This window comes from Acidovorax sp. NCPPB 3576, assembly GCF_028473605.1.
Classification (GTDB): domain Bacteria; phylum Pseudomonadota; class Gammaproteobacteria; order Burkholderiales; family Burkholderiaceae_C; genus Paracidovorax.
This window is the reverse complement of the sequence record NZ_CP097267.1, coordinates 4,993,509-5,014,273: the sequence shown is the minus strand read 5'-3', so window position 1 is coordinate 5,014,273 and position 20,765 is coordinate 4,993,509. Positions and strand designations below refer to the sequence as shown.

General features: G+C 70.1%; 22 protein-coding genes. 16 read left to right on the top strand and 6 right to left on the bottom strand.

What is annotated here, in order from left to right; genetic code table 11:
* The first annotated feature begins 3 nt into the window (after window positions 1-3).
* The 11 genes from M5C98_RS22870 to M5C98_RS22820 all read left to right on the top strand — a co-directional run bounded on the left by M5C98_RS22870 (window position 4) and on the right by M5C98_RS22820 (window position 11,373).
* A complete protein-coding gene (locus tag M5C98_RS22870) occupies window positions 4-1,635 on the top strand; it encodes a SulP family inorganic anion transporter (protein WP_272549792.1) in 1,632 nt (543 codons plus the stop codon).
* 334 nt (window positions 1,636-1,969) lie between these two features.
* Window positions 1,970-2,698 (top strand): TorF family putative porin, encoded by a 729-nt coding sequence (locus M5C98_RS22865; RefSeq protein ID WP_272549790.1) that lies wholly within the window; start codon window positions 1,970-1,972, stop codon window positions 2,696-2,698.
* A gap of 43 nt (window positions 2,699-2,741) precedes the next feature.
* Window positions 2,742-3,080: a P-II family nitrogen regulator gene (glnK, locus tag M5C98_RS22860; RefSeq protein ID WP_092744562.1), complete on the top strand. Its 339-nt coding sequence runs from the start codon at window positions 2,742-2,744 to the stop codon at window positions 3,078-3,080.
* A gap of 46 nt (window positions 3,081-3,126) precedes the next feature.
* Window positions 3,127-4,563, top strand: coding sequence for an ammonium transporter (gene amt / locus M5C98_RS22855; protein ID WP_272549788.1), 1,437 nt, complete (start codon window positions 3,127-3,129; stop codon window positions 4,561-4,563).
* Between the two features lie 207 nt (window positions 4,564-4,770).
* Window positions 4,771-5,742 carry an SMP-30/gluconolactonase/LRE family protein gene (locus M5C98_RS22850; protein WP_272553376.1) on the top strand — a complete coding sequence of 324 codons (972 nt, stop codon included), beginning with the start codon at window positions 4,771-4,773 and terminating at the stop codon, window positions 5,740-5,742.
* 130 nt (window positions 5,743-5,872) lie between these two features.
* Window positions 5,873-6,997: a glycolate oxidase subunit GlcE gene (glcE, locus tag M5C98_RS22845; protein ID WP_272549787.1), complete on the top strand. Its 1,125-nt coding sequence runs from the start codon at window positions 5,873-5,875 to the stop codon at window positions 6,995-6,997.
* 4 nt (window positions 6,998-7,001) lie between these two features.
* Complete coding sequence (locus M5C98_RS22840) at window positions 7,002-7,805, top strand: YoaK family protein (protein WP_272549786.1); 804 nt, start codon at window positions 7,002-7,004, stop codon at window positions 7,803-7,805.
* A gap of 23 nt (window positions 7,806-7,828) precedes the next feature.
* Entirely contained in the window at window positions 7,829-9,088 is a 1,260-nt protein-coding gene (gene glcF / locus M5C98_RS22835) for a glycolate oxidase subunit GlcF (RefSeq protein WP_272549785.1), read from the top strand.
* 78 nt (window positions 9,089-9,166) lie between these two features.
* Complete coding sequence (locus tag M5C98_RS22830; RefSeq protein ID WP_272549783.1) at window positions 9,167-10,108, top strand: ProQ/FINO family protein; 942 nt, start codon at window positions 9,167-9,169, stop codon at window positions 10,106-10,108.
* 102 nt (window positions 10,109-10,210) lie between these two features.
* Complete coding sequence (locus M5C98_RS22825) at window positions 10,211-10,612, top strand: VOC family protein (protein WP_272549781.1); 402 nt, start codon at window positions 10,211-10,213, stop codon at window positions 10,610-10,612.
* A 56-nt stretch (window positions 10,613-10,668) separates the two neighbouring features.
* A complete protein-coding gene (locus tag M5C98_RS22820; protein WP_272549780.1) occupies window positions 10,669-11,373 on the top strand; it encodes a helix-turn-helix transcriptional regulator in 705 nt (234 codons plus the stop codon).
* A 314-nt stretch (window positions 11,374-11,687) separates the two neighbouring features.
* Here M5C98_RS22820 and M5C98_RS22815 read toward each other — a convergent pair whose 3' ends face one another.
* Both M5C98_RS22815 and M5C98_RS22810 read right to left on the bottom strand, forming a co-directional pair.
* Entirely contained in the window at window positions 11,688-11,897 is a 210-nt protein-coding gene (locus M5C98_RS22815) for a hypothetical protein (RefSeq protein ID WP_272549779.1), read from the bottom strand.
* Between the two features lie 125 nt (window positions 11,898-12,022).
* Window positions 12,023-12,307, bottom strand: a complete 285-nt coding sequence (locus M5C98_RS22810; protein WP_272549778.1) for a hypothetical protein — start codon at window positions 12,305-12,307, stop codon at window positions 12,023-12,025.
* A 323-nt stretch (window positions 12,308-12,630) separates the two neighbouring features.
* Here M5C98_RS22810 and M5C98_RS22805 point away from each other — a divergent pair, with 323 nt between their 5' ends.
* The 3 genes from M5C98_RS22805 (at window position 12,631) to M5C98_RS22795 (ending at window position 14,490) form a co-directional block, all read left to right on the top strand.
* Window positions 12,631-13,335, top strand: coding sequence for a hypothetical protein (locus tag M5C98_RS22805; protein WP_272549777.1), 705 nt, complete (start codon window positions 12,631-12,633; stop codon window positions 13,333-13,335).
* Window positions 13,336-13,349: 14 nt separating this feature from the next.
* Window positions 13,350-13,820 (top strand): hypothetical protein, encoded by a 471-nt coding sequence (locus M5C98_RS22800; RefSeq protein ID WP_272549776.1) that lies wholly within the window; start codon window positions 13,350-13,352, stop codon window positions 13,818-13,820.
* 70 nt (window positions 13,821-13,890) lie between these two features.
* On the top strand, window positions 13,891-14,490 hold the full coding sequence (locus M5C98_RS22795) for a hypothetical protein (protein ID WP_272549775.1): 600 nt from the start codon (window positions 13,891-13,893) through the stop codon (window positions 14,488-14,490).
* 48 nt (window positions 14,491-14,538) lie between these two features.
* Here M5C98_RS22795 and M5C98_RS22790 read toward each other — a convergent pair whose 3' ends face one another.
* The 4 genes from M5C98_RS22790 to lplT form a co-directional block, all read right to left on the bottom strand.
* A complete protein-coding gene (locus tag M5C98_RS22790; RefSeq protein WP_272549774.1) occupies window positions 14,539-15,024 on the bottom strand; it encodes a glutathione peroxidase in 486 nt (161 codons plus the stop codon).
* A gap of 82 nt (window positions 15,025-15,106) precedes the next feature.
* Window positions 15,107-16,120, bottom strand: a complete 1,014-nt coding sequence (locus tag M5C98_RS22785) for a TRAP transporter substrate-binding protein (RefSeq protein WP_272549773.1) — start codon at window positions 16,118-16,120, stop codon at window positions 15,107-15,109.
* Between the two features lie 202 nt (window positions 16,121-16,322).
* Complete coding sequence (locus M5C98_RS22780) at window positions 16,323-17,195, bottom strand: DMT family transporter (protein WP_272549772.1); 873 nt, start codon at window positions 17,193-17,195, stop codon at window positions 16,323-16,325.
* Between the two features lie 194 nt (window positions 17,196-17,389).
* Window positions 17,390-18,670, bottom strand: coding sequence for a lysophospholipid transporter LplT (gene lplT / locus M5C98_RS22775; RefSeq protein ID WP_272549771.1), 1,281 nt, complete (start codon window positions 18,668-18,670; stop codon window positions 17,390-17,392).
* 139 nt (window positions 18,671-18,809) lie between these two features.
* Between lplT and alr the strand changes: the two genes are divergently transcribed.
* Both alr and M5C98_RS22765 read left to right on the top strand, forming a co-directional pair.
* Window positions 18,810-19,916 (top strand): alanine racemase, encoded by a 1,107-nt coding sequence (alr, locus tag M5C98_RS22770; RefSeq protein WP_272549770.1) that lies wholly within the window; start codon window positions 18,810-18,812, stop codon window positions 19,914-19,916.
* Window positions 19,916-20,761 carry a hypothetical protein gene (locus M5C98_RS22765; protein WP_272549769.1) on the top strand — a complete coding sequence of 282 codons (846 nt, stop codon included), beginning with the start codon at window positions 19,916-19,918 and terminating at the stop codon, window positions 20,759-20,761. The genes alr and M5C98_RS22765 overlap by 1 nt, the downstream gene beginning before the upstream one ends.
* Window positions 20,762-20,765 lie beyond the last annotated feature (4 nt).

The following is a 20,765-nucleotide window of genomic DNA, read 5'->3' as shown; positions in this document are numbered from 1 at the left end:
ACCATGCAAAACACCCTTCGCAACCCGGCCGGCACATCGGCCACGGGCCTTCTCGCCCATTGGCGCAGCGACGTGCCGGCGGGCGTCGTCGTCTTCCTCGTGGCCCTGCCGCTGTGCCTGGGGATCGCTCTGGCCAGCGGCGTGCCGCTGCTGGCGGGCCTGGTCTCCGGCATCGTGGGCGGCCTCGTCGTGGCCTGGCTGTCGGGCTCGCAACTCAGCGTGAGCGGGCCTGCGGCCGGCCTGGTCGTGATCGTGGTCGATGCGATCACCAAGCTGGGGAGCTTCGAGGCATTCCTCGTGGCCGTGCTGGTCGCGGGCGCGCTGCAGTGGCTGTTCGGCCGCCTGCAGGCGGGTGACCTCGGCGCCTGCTTTCCTTCGCCGGTCATCAAGGGCATGCTGGCCGCGATCGGGCTGATCCTGATCCTCAAGCAGCTTCCGGTGGCGTTCGGCTTCGTCTCCGGCGAGCAGGCCATGCGCCTGGTGCCCCGCACGATCGACGGATTCGACGACCTGGGCCGACTGGTCGGTGCCGTCACCGGCAGCGCGGTGATCATCGCCGCCGGTGCGCTGGCCATCCTGTTTGCCTGGGATTCCCCTTGGGCCAAGCGCCTGCCGCTGATCGGCCGGCTGCCCGGGCCGCTGCTGGCGGTGCTCTGGGGCATTGGTTACCAGGCCGTCGCCCTGGCCACCGAGCCGTCCATCGCGCTGCCCGACCACCAGCGCGTGGCCCTGCCCGAGGGCGACAGCCTGGGCGCGCTGTGGTCGCAGCTCGCCTCGCCCGACTGGTCGGCCTTGGCGCGGCCGGAGGTCTACACCATCGCCTTCACCCTGGCCGTCGTGGCCAGCCTGGAGACGCTGCTGAGCCTGGAGGCGGCCGACCGGCTCGATCCGCTCAAGCGGGTGGCACCGCCCAACCGCGAACTGCAGGCGCAAGGGGTGGGCAACATGCTGGCCGGCCTGCTGGGTGGCCTGCCGATCACGGCGGTGATCGTGCGCACTTCGGCCAACATCCAGTCCGGTGCGCGCACCCGGCTGTCGGCGGTGTTCCACGGCGTGCTGCTGCTGGCGAGCGTGCTGTTCCTCTCGGAATTCCTGCAATGGGTGCCGTTGGCCGCGCTGGCCGCCGTGCTGCTGCACACCGGGTTCAAGCTGGCCAAGCCGGCCATGATCGCTGCGGTCTGGCGCGAGGGCTGGTCGGCGTTCGTGCCGTTCGCGGTCACGGTGGGCGCGATCCTGGCGACCGACCTGCTCATCGGCATCCTCATCGGCCTGGCCTGCAGCATGCTCTTCCTGATCCAGGCGAATACGCGCGGTGCGCTGACGATGATCTCCGAGGGCAACGTCCACCTGATCCGGCTCAGCAAGGATGTCTCGTTCTTCAGCAAGGCCACGCTGCGCAATCACCTGAACCGGGTGCAGCCGGGGCATTCGCTGGTCGTCGATGGCTGCAACTGCGGCTTCATGGACCGCGATATCCGAGAGGCGCTGGACGACTTCATGGCCCATGCGCAAGAGCGCGGCATCCAGGTCGAGCTGCGCTCCATGCCGCCAGCGGCGCCTCCGCCTTCCGCGCCGGACGATTCGTCGCGGCCGCCGCACCCCTTGCAATGGCTCAAGGCCCGGGCGGCGCGCTGAGGGCTGCCGGGCATTGCATGAGGGGTTGAGGGACCCTTGAAACTCCTCCAACGACGCGAAGTGCGCCCAGGGGTGGAGCGCACGCGGCGGGACGCACCAACACAGTGTGTCCCGCCGTACTTTCCCCAGAATGGTGCGTGTTGTGCCAAACACGCCAATCGATGGTCTCGGCGGCACTGCAATGGTGCAAAAAGTAACGCGGGCGCATAGCATGTAACCACTTTCGGCATACCTGCCTGCCGGGGCAGGGGCCCGGACGGCACCGCGCAGGGGAGATGGCACGGTCCATGCTTGGAGCGTGGACATCCCTAATCAGCCACCCCCCGGAGGAACCATGTCCCGTGTATCCATGAAGTCCTTGAGCGTCGCCCTCGTTGCCGCCCTGCCTCTGCTGGCCAGTGCGCAACTGACGGGCAATGTCAGCCTGACCACCAACTACAAGTTCCGTGGCCAGGACCAGGACGCCAGCCGGGTCAAGGCCGTGAAGCCCGCCATCCAGGGCGGCTTCGACTACAGCTTCGGCGAAAGCGGCTGGTACGTGGGCAACTGGAATTCCAGCGTGGACTGGCTGCCGGGCAATTCCATCGAGATGGATTTCTACGGCGGCTACAAATTCAAGGCCGGCGACGTGGACCTGGATCTGGGCGCGCTGACCTACGCCTACCCCGGCAACTCGGTGGGCAACACCACCGAACTCTACGGCGCGGCCACCTACGGCCCGCTGACGGCGAAGTACTCGCACACCATCTCCAAGGACTACTTCGGCTGGGCCGGCGCCAAGACGACCGACAACAAGGGCCGCAACACCGGCTACCTGAACCTGGCCTACGCGCAGGAAGTGGCCCCCAAGACGACGCTGAAGGCGTCGGTCGGCTTCACGCGCTTTGCCAGCGACATCAAGGACCTGGGCGTGCCCAACTACATGGACTACAGCGTGGGCGGTGCCTATGACTTCGGTTCGGGCCTGTCCCTGTCGGCCGCCGTGGTGGGCGCCAACAAGAAAGCCTTCTTCGGCCCGGTCAACAAGTCGCGCCTGATCGTTGCGCTCACGAAAACCCTGTAAAGACAACAGGCGCCGAGGGGTGCCTCAAATGGAGAAAAGCAACATGAAAATGGTGACAGCCATCATCAAACCCTTCAAGCTCGACGAGGTGCGCGAAGCCCTGTCGGACATCGGGGTCCAAGGGATTACGGTGACCGAGGTCAAGGGCTTCGGCCGGCAAAAGGGCCACACGGAGCTGTATCGCGGTGCCGAGTACGTGGTGGACTTTCTCCCCAAGGTGAAGATCGAGGCGGCCGTGTCCGACGAGCTGGTGGACCGCGTCATCGAGGCCATCGAGGGCGCCGCGCGCACCGGCAAGATCGGCGACGGCAAAGTCTTCGTGTGCCACCTGGAGCAGGTCGTCCGCATCCGCACCGGCGAGACCGGCAAGGAAGCCCTGTAAGGCCCGGCCCCCCGCGCCTGTCACCAGACACCCAAGAGAAACTGCCATGAAAAAACTGCTTGCTTCCTTCCTGCTGGGGTTGAGCCTGATGGCCTCCGGCACCGCCGTGCTGGCCCAGACGCCCGCGGCATCCGAACCCGCATCGGCCACGGCGCCCGCCGCAGCCCCTGCGGTCGCAGCCCCTGCGCCCGTGGCGGCCGCACCCGCACCGGCGGAAGCCGCCGCGGCCGCAGCGCCGGCCGCCGCCCCCACACCCAAGCTCGACTCGGGCGACACGGCCTGGATGCTGACCTCCACGCTGCTCGTGATCCTCATGACGATTCCGGGGCTGGCCCTGTTCTACGGCGGCCTGGCCCGCTCCAAGAACATGCTGTCGGTGCTGGTGCAGGTGTTCGTGATCTTCTCGCTGATGAGCGTGCTGTGGGCCGTGTACGGCTACACCCTCACGTTCGGCGGCGAGGGCACGTTCTTCGGCGGCTTCGACAAGATCTTCCTCAAGGGCATCGCGCCAGACACGCTCTCGGGCGCGCTGCCGACCATCCCTGAATACGTGTTCGTGGCCTTCCAGGGCACCTTCGCGGCCATCACCGTGGCGCTGATCGTGGGCTCGTTCGCCGAACGCATCAAGTTCTCCGCCGTGCTGATCTTCAGCGTGCTGTGGTTCACCTTCAGCTACATCCCCATGGCGCACATGGTGTGGGGCGGTGGCCTGTTGGCGAAGGACGGCGCGCTCGACTTCGCCGGCGGCACCGTGGTGCACATCAACGCCGGGATCGCCGGCCTGGTGGGCGCCTACATGGTGGGCAAGCGCATCGGCTTCGGCAAGGAAGCGCTCACGCCCCACAGCCTGACGCTGACCATGGTCGGTGCCTCGCTGCTGTGGGTGGGCTGGTTCGGCTTCAACGCCGGCTCCGCCGGTGCCGCCAACGGCGCTGCGGGCCTGGCCTTCATCAACACCGTCCTGGCCACGGCCGCTGCCACGCTGAGCTGGCTGGCCGGCGAGTCGCTGCACAAGGGCAAGGCTTCCATGCTGGGCGCTGCATCGGGCGCCGTGGCGGGCCTGGTGGCCGTCACGCCGGCCGCCGGTTTCGTCGGTCCCATGGGCTCCATCGTGCTCGGCCTGATCGCCGGCGTGGTCTGCCTCTGGGGCGTGGGTGGCCTCAAGAAGATGCTGGGCGCCGACGATGCGTTCGATGTGTTCGGCGTGCACGGCGTGGGCGGCATCATCGGTGCCATCCTGACCGGCGTGTTCGCATCGCAAGGCCTGGGCGGCACGGGCGGCCTGACCCCCGACACGTTCGCCATGGGCGCACAGGTCTGGATCCAGCTCAAGAGCGTGCTGGTGACCATCGTGTGGTCCGGCGTCGTGGCCTTCATCGCCTACAAGATCGCCGACCTGCTGGTGGGCCTGCGTGTGCCGGAAGAGGCCGAGCGCGAAGGCCTGGACATCACGTCGCACGGCGAGACCGCCTACAACCGCTGACCGGCCGAGATCCCTGCCGCGGTGACTGGTGGCATCGCGGCGGTGCGAAAACCAAGCGAGATACTTTTCCTGGACATTGGGCCCGCCGCAAGGTGGGCCTTTTTTTTGGCCGCTGCCGGCCGGCCGCGAATAATGGGGCAGGCAGGCGCGCGGAACGTGGGCCGCGCCGGCCCCATCCACTCGATTCCAGGAGAACCCCGCATGCCCATGGACTGGCGCCCCGCCACATCCGAGCCCGACCAACTGGGCGAATCGCCGTTCTGGCACCCCGTCGAATCGCGCCTGTACTGGGTGGACATCGCCGGCCGCGCGCTGTGCCGGTTCCACCCCGCCTCGGGCCAGTCCGAGCGCTGGGCCATGCCGTCCGAGCCCGGCTGCATCGCGCCGGCCCGCACCGCGGGCGAGCCCAGCGGCCTGGTGATCGCCCTGCGCGACACCCTCTGCCGCGCCAAGGACTGGGGCGGCCCCCTGGTGCCGGTGGCCCGGCTGCCGATCGATCCGGCCACGGAGCGCGCCAACGACGGCAAGTGCGACGCCCTGGGCCGCTTCTGGGTGGGCACGATGCACGAGCCCGCCGCGGGTCCGCGCCAGCCGGTGGCTGCGCTGTACTGCGTCGATGGGCGCGGCGCCGGGGCGCCCCGCGTGCGCCAGATGCTGGACGGAGTGGCCACCGCCAACGGCCTGGCCTGGTCGCCGGATGGCGGCACCTTGTATTGGGTCGATACGCCCTCGCACACCATCCGCGCCTGGCAGTGCGATGCCTCGGGCGAGCCTGTGGGCGCGCCGCGCGTGCTGCATGCCTTCGCGCCCAAGCCCGATGGCTGGAAGCCCGGCCAGCCGGGCTACGGCGGCCGGCCCGACGGCGCGGCGGTGGATGCCGAAGGCCACTACTGGTGCGCCATGTACGAGGGTGGCCGCGTGCTGCGGCTGTCGCCCGGCGGCGAGATCGTGGCCGACCTTCCCGTGCCGGCGCAGTGCCCCACCATGCCCTGCCTGGGCGGAGGCGGCGATGAGGGCGCCACGCTCTTCGTCACCTCGGCCCGCCAGGGGCGCCCGGCCGACGAGCTGGCGCGCGAGCCGCATGCGGGCCACCTGCTGGTCGCCGGCGAGCGCCTGCCGGTGGCCGGCCGGCCGGTGAACTGGTACGAAGAGAGGCAACTGCCCGAGGGCCTCGCCTGAACGACTGCTGAACGTCTGAGCGCTTGCCGGATGCCCGCCGGTGGCCCGTGGGCGGATTCACGCCCGGCGTTCAAAAAATTCACGGCCGGTCGAGCCCCGCTGGCAAAGGGGGGCCGGTACGATCCACGCCATGGATTCCGCCCTTCGCCAGATCATCGACCGTGTGCGCGACAGTGCCGAGCGGCAAGCGCCCCTGTGCATCCGCGGCGGGGGCACCAAGGACTTCCACGGCGCCGCCGTGCTGCAGGGCGAGCGCCTGGACACCACCGCCCTGTCGGGCATCGTGAACCACGAGCCGAGCGAGCTGGTCGCCACCGTCCGCGCCGGCACGCCCCTGGCCGAGCTGGAAGCCGCGCTGGCGGCCCACGGCCAGTGCCTGCCCTTCGAACCCCCGCATTTCGCCCCGGGTTCCACCGTGGGCGGCATGGTGGCCGCCGGGCTGTCGGGCCCCGCGCGCGCCAGCGTCGGCGCGGTGCGCGACTACGTGCTGGGGCTGGAGCTGATCAACGGCCGGGCCGAGCTGCTGCGCTTCGGCGGCCAGGTGATGAAGAACGTGGCGGGGTACGACGTCTCCCGCCTCATGGTGGGCGCCTGGGGCACGCTGGGCGTGCTCACCGAGGTCAGCCTGAAAGTGCTGCCCGTGCCGCCGGCCGAAGCCACCCTGCGCTTCGAATGCAACCCGGCCGACGCCCTGCGCCGCCTGCAGGCCTGGGGCGGCCAGCCCCTGCCCCTCAATGCCAGCCGCTGGGAGGGCGGGGCGGGGGGCACGGGCACGCTGTGGGTGCGGCTGCGCGGGGCCGTGGCCGCCGTCGAGGCCGCGTGCCGCAGCATGGGGGGCGAATGCCTGGACGCGGCCGCCGCAGCCACCGGCTGGCAGGCCTGCCGCGACCAGGCCCTGCCGTGGTTCGCCGCCCGGGCCGAGCGCCCGGACCACGCCCTGTGGCGCCTGTCGGTCCCCGCCGCGGCGCCGGTGCTGGCGCTGCCTGCCGGCGTGGCGCCCCCGCTGATCGAGTGGCACGGCGCCCTGCGGTGGGTGCAGGCCCCGCTGGACGCGGGCGCGGCGCTGCGCGAGACGGCGCATGCGGTCGGCGGTAGTGCTTCGCTTTTTATAGCATCAGAGGCAATGGATACTAGGGCGATGGGCCGATTTGAACCCATATCGCAGAAGGCATTGGCGCAGATCCACTCCCGGCTCCAGCAGGCGTTCGATCCGGCGGGCATCTTCAACCCCGGCCGGATGGGCCCCGGGCGGTAGCGCCATGCGCCTGCTGCGGCACCTCACCGGCCGGCACCGGACCCCGTCCACCAACCGCTTGCTCGGCCTTTTGCTGGCCTTCAATGCCGGGGCGGTGAATGCGGGCGGTTTTCTGGTGGTGCACCGGTACACCTCGCACATGACCGGGTTCCTGTCGATGGTGGCCGACCAGCTGGTGCTGGGCAACATGGCGCTGGTGCTGGGCGCGGTGGGCACGCTGTGGGCCTTCATGTCGGGCGCGGGCACCACCGCCATCCTGGTCAACTGGGCGCGCCACCACCGGCTGCGCAGCGGCTTCGCGCTGCCGCTGCTGGTCGAGGCCGTGCTGTTGCTGCTCTTCGGGCTGCTGGGCGCCATCACGCTGGAGTGGCGCACCCCGTTTGCCGTGCCGCTCACCGTGCTGCTGCTGGCTTTCCTGATGGGGCTGCAGAACGCGGTGGTCACCAAGATGTCCTCGGCCCAGATCCGCACCACGCACATGACCGGCGTGGCGACCGACCTGGGCATCGAGATCGGCAAGATGCTGTACTGGAACCGCAGCGGCACCCCGCCCGAGGCGCAGGTGCATGCCAACCAGGCGCGGCTGAAGCTCTTCGCCAGCCTGCTGGGCATGTTCACCGTGGGCGGCCTCGTGGGCGCGGCCGGGTTCAAGCATGTGGGCTTCATCTGGGTCGTGCCGCTGGCCGCCATCCTGCTGGGCCTGTCGGTGCCGCCGCTGGTGGCCGATTTCGAACACCTGGCCCGGCTCTGGCGCGCCCGCCGCGCGCTGGCCCGGCGTGCGCCGCACGCCGAGCCCCCCGGCCCCTGACCACCCCACCGCCGAGGCACGCCATGCAAACCACGCTCGCTCCCGAATTCCTGGGCACGCCCGAAGGGCAGGAGGCCGAAGCCATCCTGCGCAAGTGCGTGCACTGCGGCTTTTGCACCGCCACCTGTCCCACCTACCAGTTGCTGGGCGACGAGCTGGACGGCCCGCGCGGGCGCATCTACCTCATCAAGCAGGTGCTGGAGGGCGAGCAGCCCACGCGCAAGACGCAGCTGCACCTGGACCGCTGCCTGACCTGCCGCAACTGCGAGACCACCTGCCCGAGCGGCGTGCAGTACGGCCACCTGGTGGACATCGGCCGCAAGATCGTGGACGAAAAAGTGCCGCGCCCGCTGGGCGAGCGTGCCGTGCGCTGGGCGCTCAAGGAGGGCCTGCCTTCGCCGCTGTTCGGCCCGGCCATGAAGGCGGGGCAGGCCGTGCGAGGGCTGCTGCCCGAAGGCCTGCGCGCCAAGGTGCCGGCGCCGCGCGCGGCCGGGGCGTGGCCCGGCCGCGAACACGCGCGCAAGGTGCTTTTGCTGGCCGGCTGCGTGCAGCCCGCGATGGCGCCCAACATCAACGCCGCCACGGCGCGCGTGCTCGATGCGGCGGGCATCCAGACCGTCGTCGCGCCGCAGGCCGGCTGCTGCGGCGCGGTGCGGTTCCACCTGAACGACCAGGCGGGCGGCAAGGCGCAGATGCGCGCCAACATCGATGCGTGGTGGCCCTTCGTGGAGCAGGGCGGTGTCGAGGCCATCGTCATGAACGCCTCGGGCTGCGGCGTCACCGTGAAGGACTACGGCCACCTGCTGCGGGACGATCCGGCCTATGCCGAGCGCGCCGCGCGCATCGGCGCGCTGACGCAGGACCTGTCCGAGTGGCTGCCCGAGCTGCTGGCCGGGCTGGCCGGCACGCTGCGCGGCCGCGTGGTGCCGCCGGACACGCTGTTCGCCTACCACCCGCCGTGCACCCTGCAGCACGGCCAGAAGCTGCGCGGCGGCGTCGAGACGCACCTGAGCGCGCTGGGCTTTCGGGTGCGGGTGGCGCGCACCGAATCGCACCTGTGCTGCGGCTCGGCCGGCACCTACTCGGTGCTGCAGCCGGAGCTGGCCTATCCGCTGCGCGACCGCAAGCTCGCGGCGCTGGGCGAGGCGTTCGGCGAGCCGCCGCCCGGGGCCATCCTGTCGGCCAACATCGGCTGCATCACCCACCTGCAAAGCGGCACGCCGCTGCCGGTGCGGCACTGGGTGGAAGCGCTCGACGAGGCGCTGTCGCCCGCCGCCCGCTGACCCTGCTCGCCCCGAGGCTGGCATGATGGCGGGTTTTGACCGCCGCGCTGCCGCGCACCAACCGCGTTTTCCTTTGCCATGACCGACTCCGTGACCGCACAAGAACAACAGAACAACGTCCCCGCGCCGGCCCCCACCGCACCGGCCGCGGCCGACGCCGCTGCCGCCGTTGCATCGCCCACGGCCGATGGCCCGCAAGCAGGCGAAGGGCCGCACGAGGGCGCTGCGCGCACCGACCGCCCCGCCTCGCGCCGCGGTGGCCGCAACCGCCGCAAGCCCGGCGGTGCCCCGGTGGCCGAAGGCGCCGCGCCCGTAGCGCAGGCCGCCCCCCAGAACCACAAGGGCGCCGGCCCGCAAGGCCCGCGCCGCACGCACCCGGCGCTGGAGCAACTGGCCGCGCTGTACCCGCACCTGTTCGGCGCGCAGTTCCTGCCGCTCAAGCGCGGCATCTTCCAGGACCTGCAGGCCGCCCACCCCGACCTGTTCGAGCGCGATGCGCTCAAGCTCGCGCTGGGCATCCACACCCGGTCCACGCGCTACCTGCAGGTGGTGGCCGAAGGCCGCCAGCGCCACGACCTGCAGGGCCATGCCGTGGAGGCCATGGCCCCCGAACACGTGCACCACGCGCTGCTGGAAGTGTTTCGCCGCAGGAAGCCCCGCGACGGCGAGGACATGACCGCCAAGCTGCGCCGCCGCATCGCGCAGGCCTACGAGGCCTCGGGCCTCACGCGCGAGGCGTACGACGCGCTGGTGCGGGGCCGCGACGAGGCCGCCAATGCCCTGCTCGACGAAGCCTTCGCCGAAGTGGCCGAACGCGACGCCAAGGCCGAAGCGCTGCTGCGTGCCTTCGAGGCCAGCGGCAGCACGGTGGCGCAGTTCGCCGACATGTACGGCATGGACCCGCGCACGGCCGAACGCTCGCTGCACCGCGCGCGCCAGCTGCGCGCCGCGCCGGTCTCGGCTGCGGCCGAACCGGCCGCCGACGCGCCGTCCGAACCCCCGGCCGAGCCCGCCGCCTGAGCCCGCGCGGCCCGGCCGGCGCAGCCTCCTGACACGACGCTGTCAGGAGGGCCCCCGCACCATGGCGTCCTTCGCAACAACGACCGAAAGGACTTTTCCGCCATGACCTCTTCTGCTGCCGCTACTTCTTCCGTTTCCGCCATCAGCTGGTTCGAGATCCCCTGCACCGACCTCGGCCGCGCCCAGGCCTTCTACGAACAGGTGCTGGGCCGGCCCATGCAGCGCCAGACCCTCGGCGGCGATCCGCTGGCCGTCTTCGCCTACGACCGGCCGGCCACCGGCGGCTGCCTCATCGAAGGCCCGAGCCGCCGCGTGGCGCCCGATGCCGGCACACGCGTTTACCTCGACTGCGCCCCGGGCCTGGACGCCGCCGTCGAGCGCGTTGCCTCCGCTGGCGGGCGCGTGATCGATGCGTGCATCGAGCTTCCGCACGGCATCGGCTTCATCGCGCACCTGTACGACACCGAAGGCAACACCGTCGGCCTGCACGCCATGGCGCGCTGAAAAGGCCGGGGCAAAATCTCCCGCCGAAGACCCGATACCGCCCCATTCCCTCCCCCATGCGCCGCGCCGACCGCCTGTTCCAGATCGTCCAGCTCATCCGGGGCCGGCGCCTGTCCACGGCCGACTTCCTGGCCAGGCGGCTGGAGGTCTCGGCGCGCACCATCTACCGCGACGTGGCCGACCTGCAGCACCAGGGCGTGCCCATCGAAGGCGAGGCCGGCGTGGGCTACCGACTGGGCGCAGGCTTCGATTTGCCGCCGCTCATGTTCAGCCAGGGCGAGGCCAACGCGCTGGTCGCCGCCGCCCGGCTGGCGCAGTCCTGGCTGGACACCGGCCTGGCCGGCGAGGTGGAAAGCGCCCTGGGCAAGATCCTCTCGGTGCTGCCGCCCGCGGCGCGTGCGGCCGCCGAGGCGCAGGAGCTCTATGCCCCGGCCGTGGCGGTGGACCCGCGCACCCAGGCCCTGTTGCGCCCGCTGCGCGAGGCCGTGCAGTCCCGCCACGTGGTGCGGCTGCACTATGCCGACGAACAGGGGCGCCCCAGCGAGCGCCGCGTGCGGCCGCTGGGGTGCTTTTACTGGGGCAAGGTCTGGACGCTGTCCACCTGGTGCGAGCTGCGCAGCGACTTCCGCGGCTTTCGCGTGGACCGGATCGTCTCGCTCGACGTGCTGGGCGAGCGCTTCATGGTGGAGCCCGGCCGCTCGCTGGCCGACATGCTGCGCCATGTGTGGCGCCTGCCGGGCGCCGGGCCCGGCGGCGGCTGATCGGCCGCAGGCAGAAAGAGCGCCTGCGGCCTGCACCGGGCCAGCGTTGGAAATGCCGGCCAGCCCTCTCCGGAAAAACGGATCGCCGGCCATGCGATGCCGATGCCATCCGCGGCCCCGGAAGTAAAAGGTGGCCCGGTGTCCGAAGGCCATCCAGTCCCAGGCCGTTTGCTATTATATTTATAGCAATACGCCCTAGAAGAATATGCGCCAGGGGCCTTTTTCGACAAGAAAGGCGACCGTCGCCACGGCCTTCGGCGAGGCAGGTCCAGCCCCGGGCCCGCGCAGCAATCGCTGGTTCCGCAACGGCCCACCTACAGGAACCTGCCCGTGCTCTCGCGCATCGTCCCGCGCAGCAGGCCGTTGCGGTCCACGGTGAACTGTTCGGCAAGGTACGGTTCGACCGTCGTGCCGCTGGAACTGGTACAGGTGCGCGTGCCTTCGAAGGCCAGGCCTTCGCCGGTCAGGCGGTAGGTGCCCCGGTACTCGCACAGCGTCCCCAGGTCGGCGGTTCTCGTGGCCATGCGGAACACGTGTTGCGCGCGACGATGTCGAGACTCGTTGCTGTTCCGCTGCTGAACCAGACGGGATAGACGCGGGCGTCGAAGGCCTTGTCGAAACGCACGGCGCGTCACATCGCCCGGCTGCGTCACGGTGCCGGAGGTCGGTGAATCGAAGGCGAGCCGGATGTCGCCCAGGGGGCGGCCAACTCGCCATTGCCGGCCCCACCGGCGATCGACTTGCCGTTGCGAAACTCCTGCAAGGTCGCAGTGAACGCCGTGTCGTTGGCATTGCGCACGCCGCTGGCCTGCAGAAACAGGGCCGAGCCATTCGCCCGGTAGCCCAGGTAGGACACGATCATGGTGCGCCCCAGTGGCGTATCGGTCTGCAGGCTGAGGCCGGGCTGGCCGTTCAGCGCGTCATCGAAAGCCACATGCCGGGGTCTGGCTCGGCCGTGGACGCCGCTGCGGCCTGGGCCAACCCCCACAAGGTGGGGAACGGAAGTGGGCGCAGCACACCATCCGGGACATGGCACGCGAACGCGGTCTGCCAGCGGTTTTCGCGGCAAGCACTTTCATACGTATTGAAACTTATTTGACCGATGGTTTCGCCCGATGTCCGCCATGGCGGTTAATTTCGGCACGTGCTGATCCCAAGCACCGGTGCACAAGAACCAGGCCCCAGCGCCTCGCCGCGAGTCCGCACGACCGGCATGAAAAAAAGCGCCGTTTCCCATCTGGAAGAGGAGACACACCCATGCAGAACGACGATCCGAAAGACCGCGCCGCCTTCGACTCGGCCATCCAGGCCTTGAAGGCCGAGGTGGCCAACGCCGGAGCCCACCTCTCGCTGGACGCCTCGGCCCGGCTGGCCTACACCCGGCAGATCCAGGCCATGGCCAACGACCTGCAGTTCGAGGCGATGAGCGGCCGCATCACCTGGGCCCAGGCGGCCGAGCAGGCCCAGGTGGCGCGCAACACCATCATGGAGATCATCCGCGGGCGCAGCACGCCGGTGGGGCGCGCCATGGCGCAGAGCCTGAAAGCCGAGGGCAAGACGCTCAACGAGCTCATCGCCCGCAAGGCCCAGCAGATCCACGGGCCCACCGTGCAGTTCGACCGGCTCACGGCGGCGCAGCAGAACGCGGTGTATGGCGAGATCGTCCAGTCCGCCGGCCGATCCAACCCGAAGGTCACGCAGACCATGCGCGGCCTGTCACGCGCGGGCCGGGGCCTGATCGTCCTCTCCATTGCCCTGTCGGTCTATAACGTGGCGACGGCCACCGACAAGAGCGCCGCGGCGGGCAGGGAAATCGCCGTGACCGGGGCGGGGATCGGCGGCGGCATCGCGGGGGGCGCGCTGGCGGGCCTTGCCTGCGGACCCGGCGCGCCGGTGTGCGTGACCGTCGGGGCGTTCGTGGGCGGCGCGCTGGCGGCCTTCGGCGTGGACTTTCTGTGGTGAGCGGCGGGCCTGCGATGCGCACCCTCACCCCCGCTGAAATCGCCCTGGCCCCCCTGCCTGCCGAAGGCGGCGAGGCCCCGATGCAAAGCCGCGTCGTGCAGGACGGCCGGCCCTTGCAGGCCCGCGTGGACGGGCTGGTGCTGGAGGCCGCCTTCGAATGCCGGGGCCTGTACCTGCTCTTCACGACCGACGACGTCCCACAGGAAGACCTGCTGCACATCACGCTGTTCGATGGCCAGTGGCAACCGCTGGATGCGGCCACCCTCGGCGGGGCCTACACCACGGGCAGCTTTTCGCTGATCGGCCCGGAGGGCGAGCGCACCGTGCGGTTTCGCTTCATCGGGGACACCGACTGGAGCGCCGAGGTTCTGCCCCATCCGGGCTTTCGCGTGCCGTTCGTGTCCGAGCCGCGGGGCGTCACGCGGGCGCTGGGGTTTTCAAGGCACTTCGTGGTGCGGGGCGATCCGCAGCCGCAGGGGCGCTGAGGCGGTAACAGGGAGTGGGTGGAACCGACGGGTCCGCCTTCGGGGGCTAAGATTCCACCCGAAGGGAATCATGTTGCTCCAAAACTTATCAGCCAGCGCGGCGGACTTCGCCAATACCGTGTGGCCCGCGATTCAGCATTACCCGTTGGTGGGGGGCGGCAAGATCCGGCCGGCCGAAGGCCGTGCGTCGCGGGATTTCAAGGACGAACTGGATTTGCTGGCAGGCATCGATGCCTGGCAAATCCTGCGCCAGCCCGGGGCGCTTCGCGGCCTGGCGAGCCGGGTGCAGTGGGCCGGGGAAAACCACCGCAGCTTCGCCATCCGCTATTCGCGCCCCTGCGGCGCGGAGACCGAATACCAAAAGCGGCTGATGGCGCTCAGTGCCCGGCAAGAGGGCTATGTGTTTGCGCACCTGACGGTCCAGGCGTTCCTGACTGGCGAAGGCGGAAGCCTTCGTGCAGCGGCGGTCATCAAAACGGAAGACCTGATCCGGGCGGCGCAGTTCATCGTGACCAATGCCAAAGCGCCGCGCCCCGCCTTCTACGGAAGGGTGGCGCAGCCGGACGGCGGAGAACTGCTGTACCTGAAATGGGACTATCTCGCCCACAAGAAGGTGCCGATGGCGGTCATCGATCTGGAAAAGGCAACGGCCCCGCAAGCCACGGCATGAGGCCGGCGGCGAAGGCCTTCGGGCGCCTCGGCCGCACGGCAGCCATGCTCACCCCTTGAGGGCCGCCTCGATGTCGCCCTGCATCGACTGCGGCGTGTCCCGCGGGCCGTAGCGCCGCAGCACCTGCCCGTCCCGGCCGATGAGGAACTTGGTGAAGTTCCACTTGATCGCCTTCGTGCCCAGCAGGCCCGGCGCTTCGGCCTTGAGCCAGCGGTACAGCGGGTCGGCGTCGGCGCCGTTCACGTCGATCTTGGCCATCATCGGGAAGCTCACGCCGTAGTTGAGCTGGCAGAAGCTGGCGATCTCGTCGTTGCTGCCCGGGTCCTGGCGGCCGAACTGGTTGCATGGAAACCCGAGCACGGCCAGCCCCTGGCGGCCGTATTGCTGGTGCAGGGCCTCCAGCCCCGCGAACTGCGGCGTGAAGCCGCAGGCGCTGGCCGTGTTGACGATGAGCAGCAGCTGCCCCTCGTACTTGCGCAGGGGCACAGTCTGGCCGTTCATCTGCCGGGCTTGGAAGTCGTAGGCGCTGGTCATGGCGGGCATCCCTGGAAAGCGAGGTGGATGGAGGATCGATCAATCGATCAATTGATCGGGCGCCGCCGCGCCGTTGCAGCGTTCACTGGGCCTTGGGGGCGGCAGCGGCATTCTCGCCGGAGAAGTACGGAATCATCATGCGGTTGCCGTCCGCGCCGGTGTCGCGGATGTATTCGAGCGAGAACTGCTCGCCCAGGCGCCGCAGTTCCCGGCGCAATTCGAAGTCGGGCGTCTCCAACTTGATGCCGTTGCGCGCCAGCTCGGCGATGGACGCGGTGGATGCGGCGCTGCTGGCGTTCCACCCCCGCACCTGGGCCTGGGCGGCGGCCTCCTCGACGATCTTGCGCGTGCCTTCGGGCAGGGCCAGCCACTGGGCCTTGTTCACCAGCACGAGGTTCTTGGGATACCAGGCATGCACGTTGTAGAAGTATTTGATGGGCAGATCCCACACCTTGTTCTCCACGCCCGTGACGGGCGAGGTGAAGAGCGTGTCGATCTGCCGGTCCAGCACCGCCTGGTTGATGCCCTTGGCGGGCACGTCCACCGGCGTGGCGCCCATCAGCTGGGCGATGCGCACGGTGCTGGGGCTGTAGCTGCGCATCTTGGCGCCGCGCAGGTCGCTCACGTGGCGGATGGACCGCGTGGTGAACAGCCCCTGGGCGGGCCAGGGCACGGCGTACAGCGGCACCAGCCCCTGCCGGTCCAGCGCCTCCTGCAGCACGGGGCGCTGCGCCTTCCACAGCCTCAGCGCGTCGTCGTAGGTATCGACGATGAAGGGAATGGCGTCGGCTCCGGCCAGCTTGGTGTCGGCCGCCAGAGAGCTGAGCAGCACCTCGCCGGCCGCGATCTTGCCGGCGCGCACCTGGCCCGCGATCTCGGACAGCTTGGCCACGCTGTTGTCGGGGCGCACGTCGATCACCAGCGCGCCTTTCGTGCGCTCGTTCACGTCCTTGGCGAACTGCTGCAGATTGACGGTGTGGAACACCTCGGGCAGGTAGCCCGTGGCGAGCGTCCAGCGCGTCTGCGCCGACACCCCGCCGGGCAGCGCGAAGGACCCGAGCGCCATGAAGAGCGCGCACCATGAACGACGTTTCATACCGAATCTCCGAAAACGCGCAGCGCCGGCCTGCGGATGCATGACCACGGCGTACGCTGGTGACGTAACTTGCAATGACTATACCGGCGCCCCGCGGGCACGCAAGCACCGGCCGGGAGAGCCCTGTTTTCCATGGCGGCCAAGGGCCTTTTGGCCCCGGCCCTGCGGCGGGGCAGCGCCTGTGCGGCGGCCTGCCGGGCGCTCAGCGCCGCAGTGATGCCAGCAGGGCGGCGAACACGATCAGGCCGCCACCCAGCAAGGTGCGTGCCTGCCATTGCGCGGCCGACAGCAGCACTGACGACACGCTGGCGAACACCACCTCCGACAGCAGGATCACCGCCGTGGTGCCCGCCGCCAGCCGCGACGCCCCGTACTGCAGCGCCCCGTTGCCCAGCCACAGCGCCACCGCCAGCAGGGCGGCCGTGAGGGCCCAGGTGGCGTTCACTGGGGGAAACGGCTCCACCACGCCGGCCTGCAGCCCGATGCTGGCCACCAGCAGCGCCATCAGCATGCAGCCGCCGAACATGACGAACATGCGCGCCTGGCCGGGCACCGCGTGCAGCCGCCGCAGCGTGACGTTGGTCAGCGCGAACAGGAACCCGCCCGCCAGCGCCAGCCCGTCGGCCAGCGACAGGTTCTGAAACAGCCGGGACGGCGAGGCGCCCTCGGGCAGCAGCACCAGCACGACGCCCGCGAACGCCAGCGCCAGCCGCAGCAGCGCCATGGGCGTGGGCCGCTCGCCCAGCACCCGCCAGGCCAGCAGCAGGCCCCAGACCGGCATCAGATAGAACAGCAGCACCACGCGCACCACGTCGCCCACGGTCACCGCCCAGTTGAAGGCCACGTTGTTCAGCCCCGAACTCAGGGCCAGCAGCCACAGCTGCGGATGCTGGCGCACCTGTGCCCACAGGCCCGGACGCAGGGCCAGCAGGCCGATCAGGATGGCGCTGTACATCACGGCGGTCGCCCACAGCGGGTGCAGGCCCGCCCCGTGCATCACCCGGAACGGCCACCATGCCAGGCCCCAGACGAAGGCGTTGAACAGCAGGGCGGCAAAGGGCAGCGGCGATGGCATGGAGCGTCGTGGAGCGGCAGGGGCGCCTCCGCTTTGCAGTCGGATCGGCGCAGAAGAAGAAGGGTTGCCGCAGCATCGGCATGATTTTCTGCCTTCGGATGAAGACAGCGTCATGTCCGGCTGTGGTTAAGTTGTACTTTCCATTCCGCAGGCCGGCAGGCCGGGCCTGCGCGAGGGCCTGGGCGCCGTGGCGATCAGTGGTGGTGGTCGTGCCGCGCCAGGTGCAGCAGGTGGTCCACCTCTTCGCGATAGCGCACGCAGTTGTGCTGGTGCCAGCGGCGGATCAGCCACATCACCCCGGCCACCACGAGGCCGAACGCGGTGATGGCGCCGAACACCGACAGCCCCATCTTGAGCGACAGGCTGTAGAACGCGCCCAGCGCCAGGATGCAGGCCTGCTCGTTGAAGTTCTGCACCGCGATGGAGCGGCCCGCGCCCATGAGGTTGTGGCCCCGGTGCTGCAGCAGCGCGTTCATCGGCACCACCAGGTAGCCGCCCAGGCCGCCCAGCAGGATGAGGAAGGGAATGGCGACCCAGATGCTCTTGATGAACACCATCATCACCAGCAGCAGGCCCATGGCGATGCCCAGCGGGATGACCTTGGTGGCCATGTCCAGCCGCATGCGCATGGAGGCCACCACCGCGCCCACGGCCGTGCCGATGGCCACCACCCCCGTGAGGGCCGAGGCCTGCGTGGTGTTGTAGGAGAGCGCAGCCGCGGCCCAGGCCAGCACGATGAACTTGAGGTTGCCGCCCGCGCCCCAGAACAGGGTGGTGGTGGACAGCGAGATCTGCCCCAGCTTGTCGCGCCACAGGCGGTTGTTGCAGGCCCAGAAGTCCGGCAGCATCGCCAGCGGATTGGACGGCAGCGGGCGCATCTCCACGCCGGTGTGGGGAATGCGGGTGTTGAACCACGCGGCGACCAGGTACAGCGTGATCAGCGCGGCGATGGCGGCTTCGGCCGCGGTGTCCACGCCGGTGTCCACGAAGGGCAGGTCCACCGACAGCAGCAGGTGGGCGATGGCAGGCCCCACGAGCTGGCCGCCCAGCAGCACGCCCAGGATGATGGAGGCGATGGTCAGCCCCTCGATCCATCCGTTGGCCTTGACCAGCTGCGAGGCCGGCAGCAACTCGGTGAGGATGCCGTACTTGGCGGGCGAGTAGGCCGCGGCGCCCAGGCCGACGACGGCGTAGGCGATCAGCGGGTGGGAGCCGAACAGCATCATGAGGCAGCCCACGACCTTGATCGCGTTGCTGAAGAACATGACCTTGCCCTTGGGCAGCGCATCGGCGAAGGCGCCCACGAAAGGGGCCAGCACCACGTAGAACAGCGCGAACATCGGCACGAGCGCCGCACGCTGCCACTCCGGCGACCCGTTGGTGCGCAGCAATTCCACGGCGGCCACGAAAAGTGCGTTGTCGGCCAGCGAGCTGAAAAACTGCGCCGACATGATGGTGTAGAAACCGCGCTTCATCGAATGGCTGTTGGGTGCATCAGTTCGCCTGATGCCCTGTTAAATATCGGAACCCGCTGCAAGTGACTGGCGGTTATATCACGCGGTTTCTAGAGGGCGATGCCAGAATTCCTTCCTTTTCGCTCCGCAGATCGACCCCATGCCGCGTCCCATCCAAGCCACCATCCACACTGCTGCACTGCAACACAATCTCGGGCGCGCACGCGCCAGTGCGCCGGACGCGCTGGCCTGGGCGGTGGTGAAGGCCAATGCCTACGGCCATGGCATCGAACGCGTGTTCGAGGGGCTGCGGGCGGCCGACGGCTTCGCCCTGCTGGACCTGTCCGAGGCCGAGCGCGTGCGGGCCCTCGGGTGGCGCGGCCCGATCCTGCTGCTGGAGGGCGTGTTCGAGCCGCGCGACCTGGAGCTGTGTTCGCGCCTGGGGCTGTGGCACGCGGTGCATTGCGACGAGCAGATCGACTGGCTGGCCGCCCACAAGACGCAGGCGCCGCACCGCGTCTTTCTCAAGATGAACACCGGCATGAACCGGCTGGGCTTCACGCCCGAGCGCTACCGCTCGGCCTGGGCGCGGCTCAACGCGCTCACGCAGGTGGACGAGATCTCGTTCATGACCCATTTCAGCGACGCCGACGGCCCGCGCGGCATCGCGCACCAGATGGCCGCCTTCCAGACGGCCACGCAGGACCTGCCCGGCGAGAAAAGCGTGTGCAACAGCGCGGCCACCCTGCGCCACGCGGTCGATGCGCGCGTGCGCGGCGACTGGGTCCGCGCCGGCATCGTGCTCTACGGCGGCGCGGCGGACCACCCCGAGCACACGGCCGCGCATTGGGATCTGCAGCCGTCGATGACGCTCTCGGCCCGCGTCATCGCCGTGCAGCACGTGCAGGCCGGCGACACGGTGGGCTATGGCTCGGCCTTCACGGCCGATGCGCCGCTCACCATCGGCGTGGTGGCCTGCGGCTATGCCGACGGCTACCCGCGGCACGCCGGCACGGGCACGCCGGTGCTGGTGAACGGCGTGCGCACGCGCGTCGTGGGCCGGGTCAGCATGGACATGATCACCGTGGACCTGACCCCTGTGATCGATGCTGGCGTGGAGGCGGGCTTCGGCGCCGAGGCCACGCTCTGGGGGCGCGCCGCCAACGGCACGGTGCTGCCGATCGACGACGTGGCGTATGCGGCCGGCACGGTGGGCTACGAGCTGATGTGCGCGCTGGCTGCGCGCGTGCCCGTGGCGGTGGCCTGATGCGCCCCGGGCAGCGCGGGTCCGCACCCCCGCCCGGCAAGGGCTCGACCTGGCGCCGGGTGCGGGCGCCCGACCGCGAAGTGGCGCACACCCTGCGCCAGCGCCACCGGCTGCACGTGCACGGCTGGTGCATCGGCGCTTTCACGATGGCGCTGATGTGGGCCACGTCGCACCTGCAGATGGTGATGGGCGTGGGCTCGCTCGCGCTGCGCTACGGCATCACGCTGGGCGTGGGCTACATCGCCTACCTGCTGGTGCTGCGTGCGTGGGCGGCCTGGCTGGTGCGGCCGCCCCGCCGGCGCGATGAAGGCGGCGACAACGGCTGGGCCGACGGCATCGACCTGGTGCCCGACATCGATCTGCCCTCCGGCGGCGCGCGCGCGCCCTGGCCGCGCAGCGGGGGCGGCGGCGACTTCGGTGGGGGCGGCGCGAGCGGTGATTTCGGCGACGGCCTGGGTAGCGCCGGCGATGGCCTGGGCGACATCGCCGGCGGGGCGCTGGAGGCCGCCAGCGGCGCGGACGAAGGCGCGGTGGTGATCGTGCCCGTGGTGGCCATCTTCCTCATCGGCGCGGCCGTGGTGCTGGGCGCAGGCGCCCTGGCGCTGCTGTACTTCGGCTTCGACGTGCTGCTGGCCGTGGCGGTGGAGCTGGCGTTCTCTTACGCCACCGCGCGTGCGGCGATGGGGGTGGAGCGGGCCGGCTGGCTGTCGGCCGCGGTGCGGCTGACCTGGAAGCCGCTGCTCGGGGCGCTGCTGTGCGCGGTGGTGCTGGGAGCGGCCATCGACCGCTTCCTGCCGCAGGCCCACTCGCTGCCCGAAGCGGTGCGCCAGTTGCGCGCGCGTTGACACG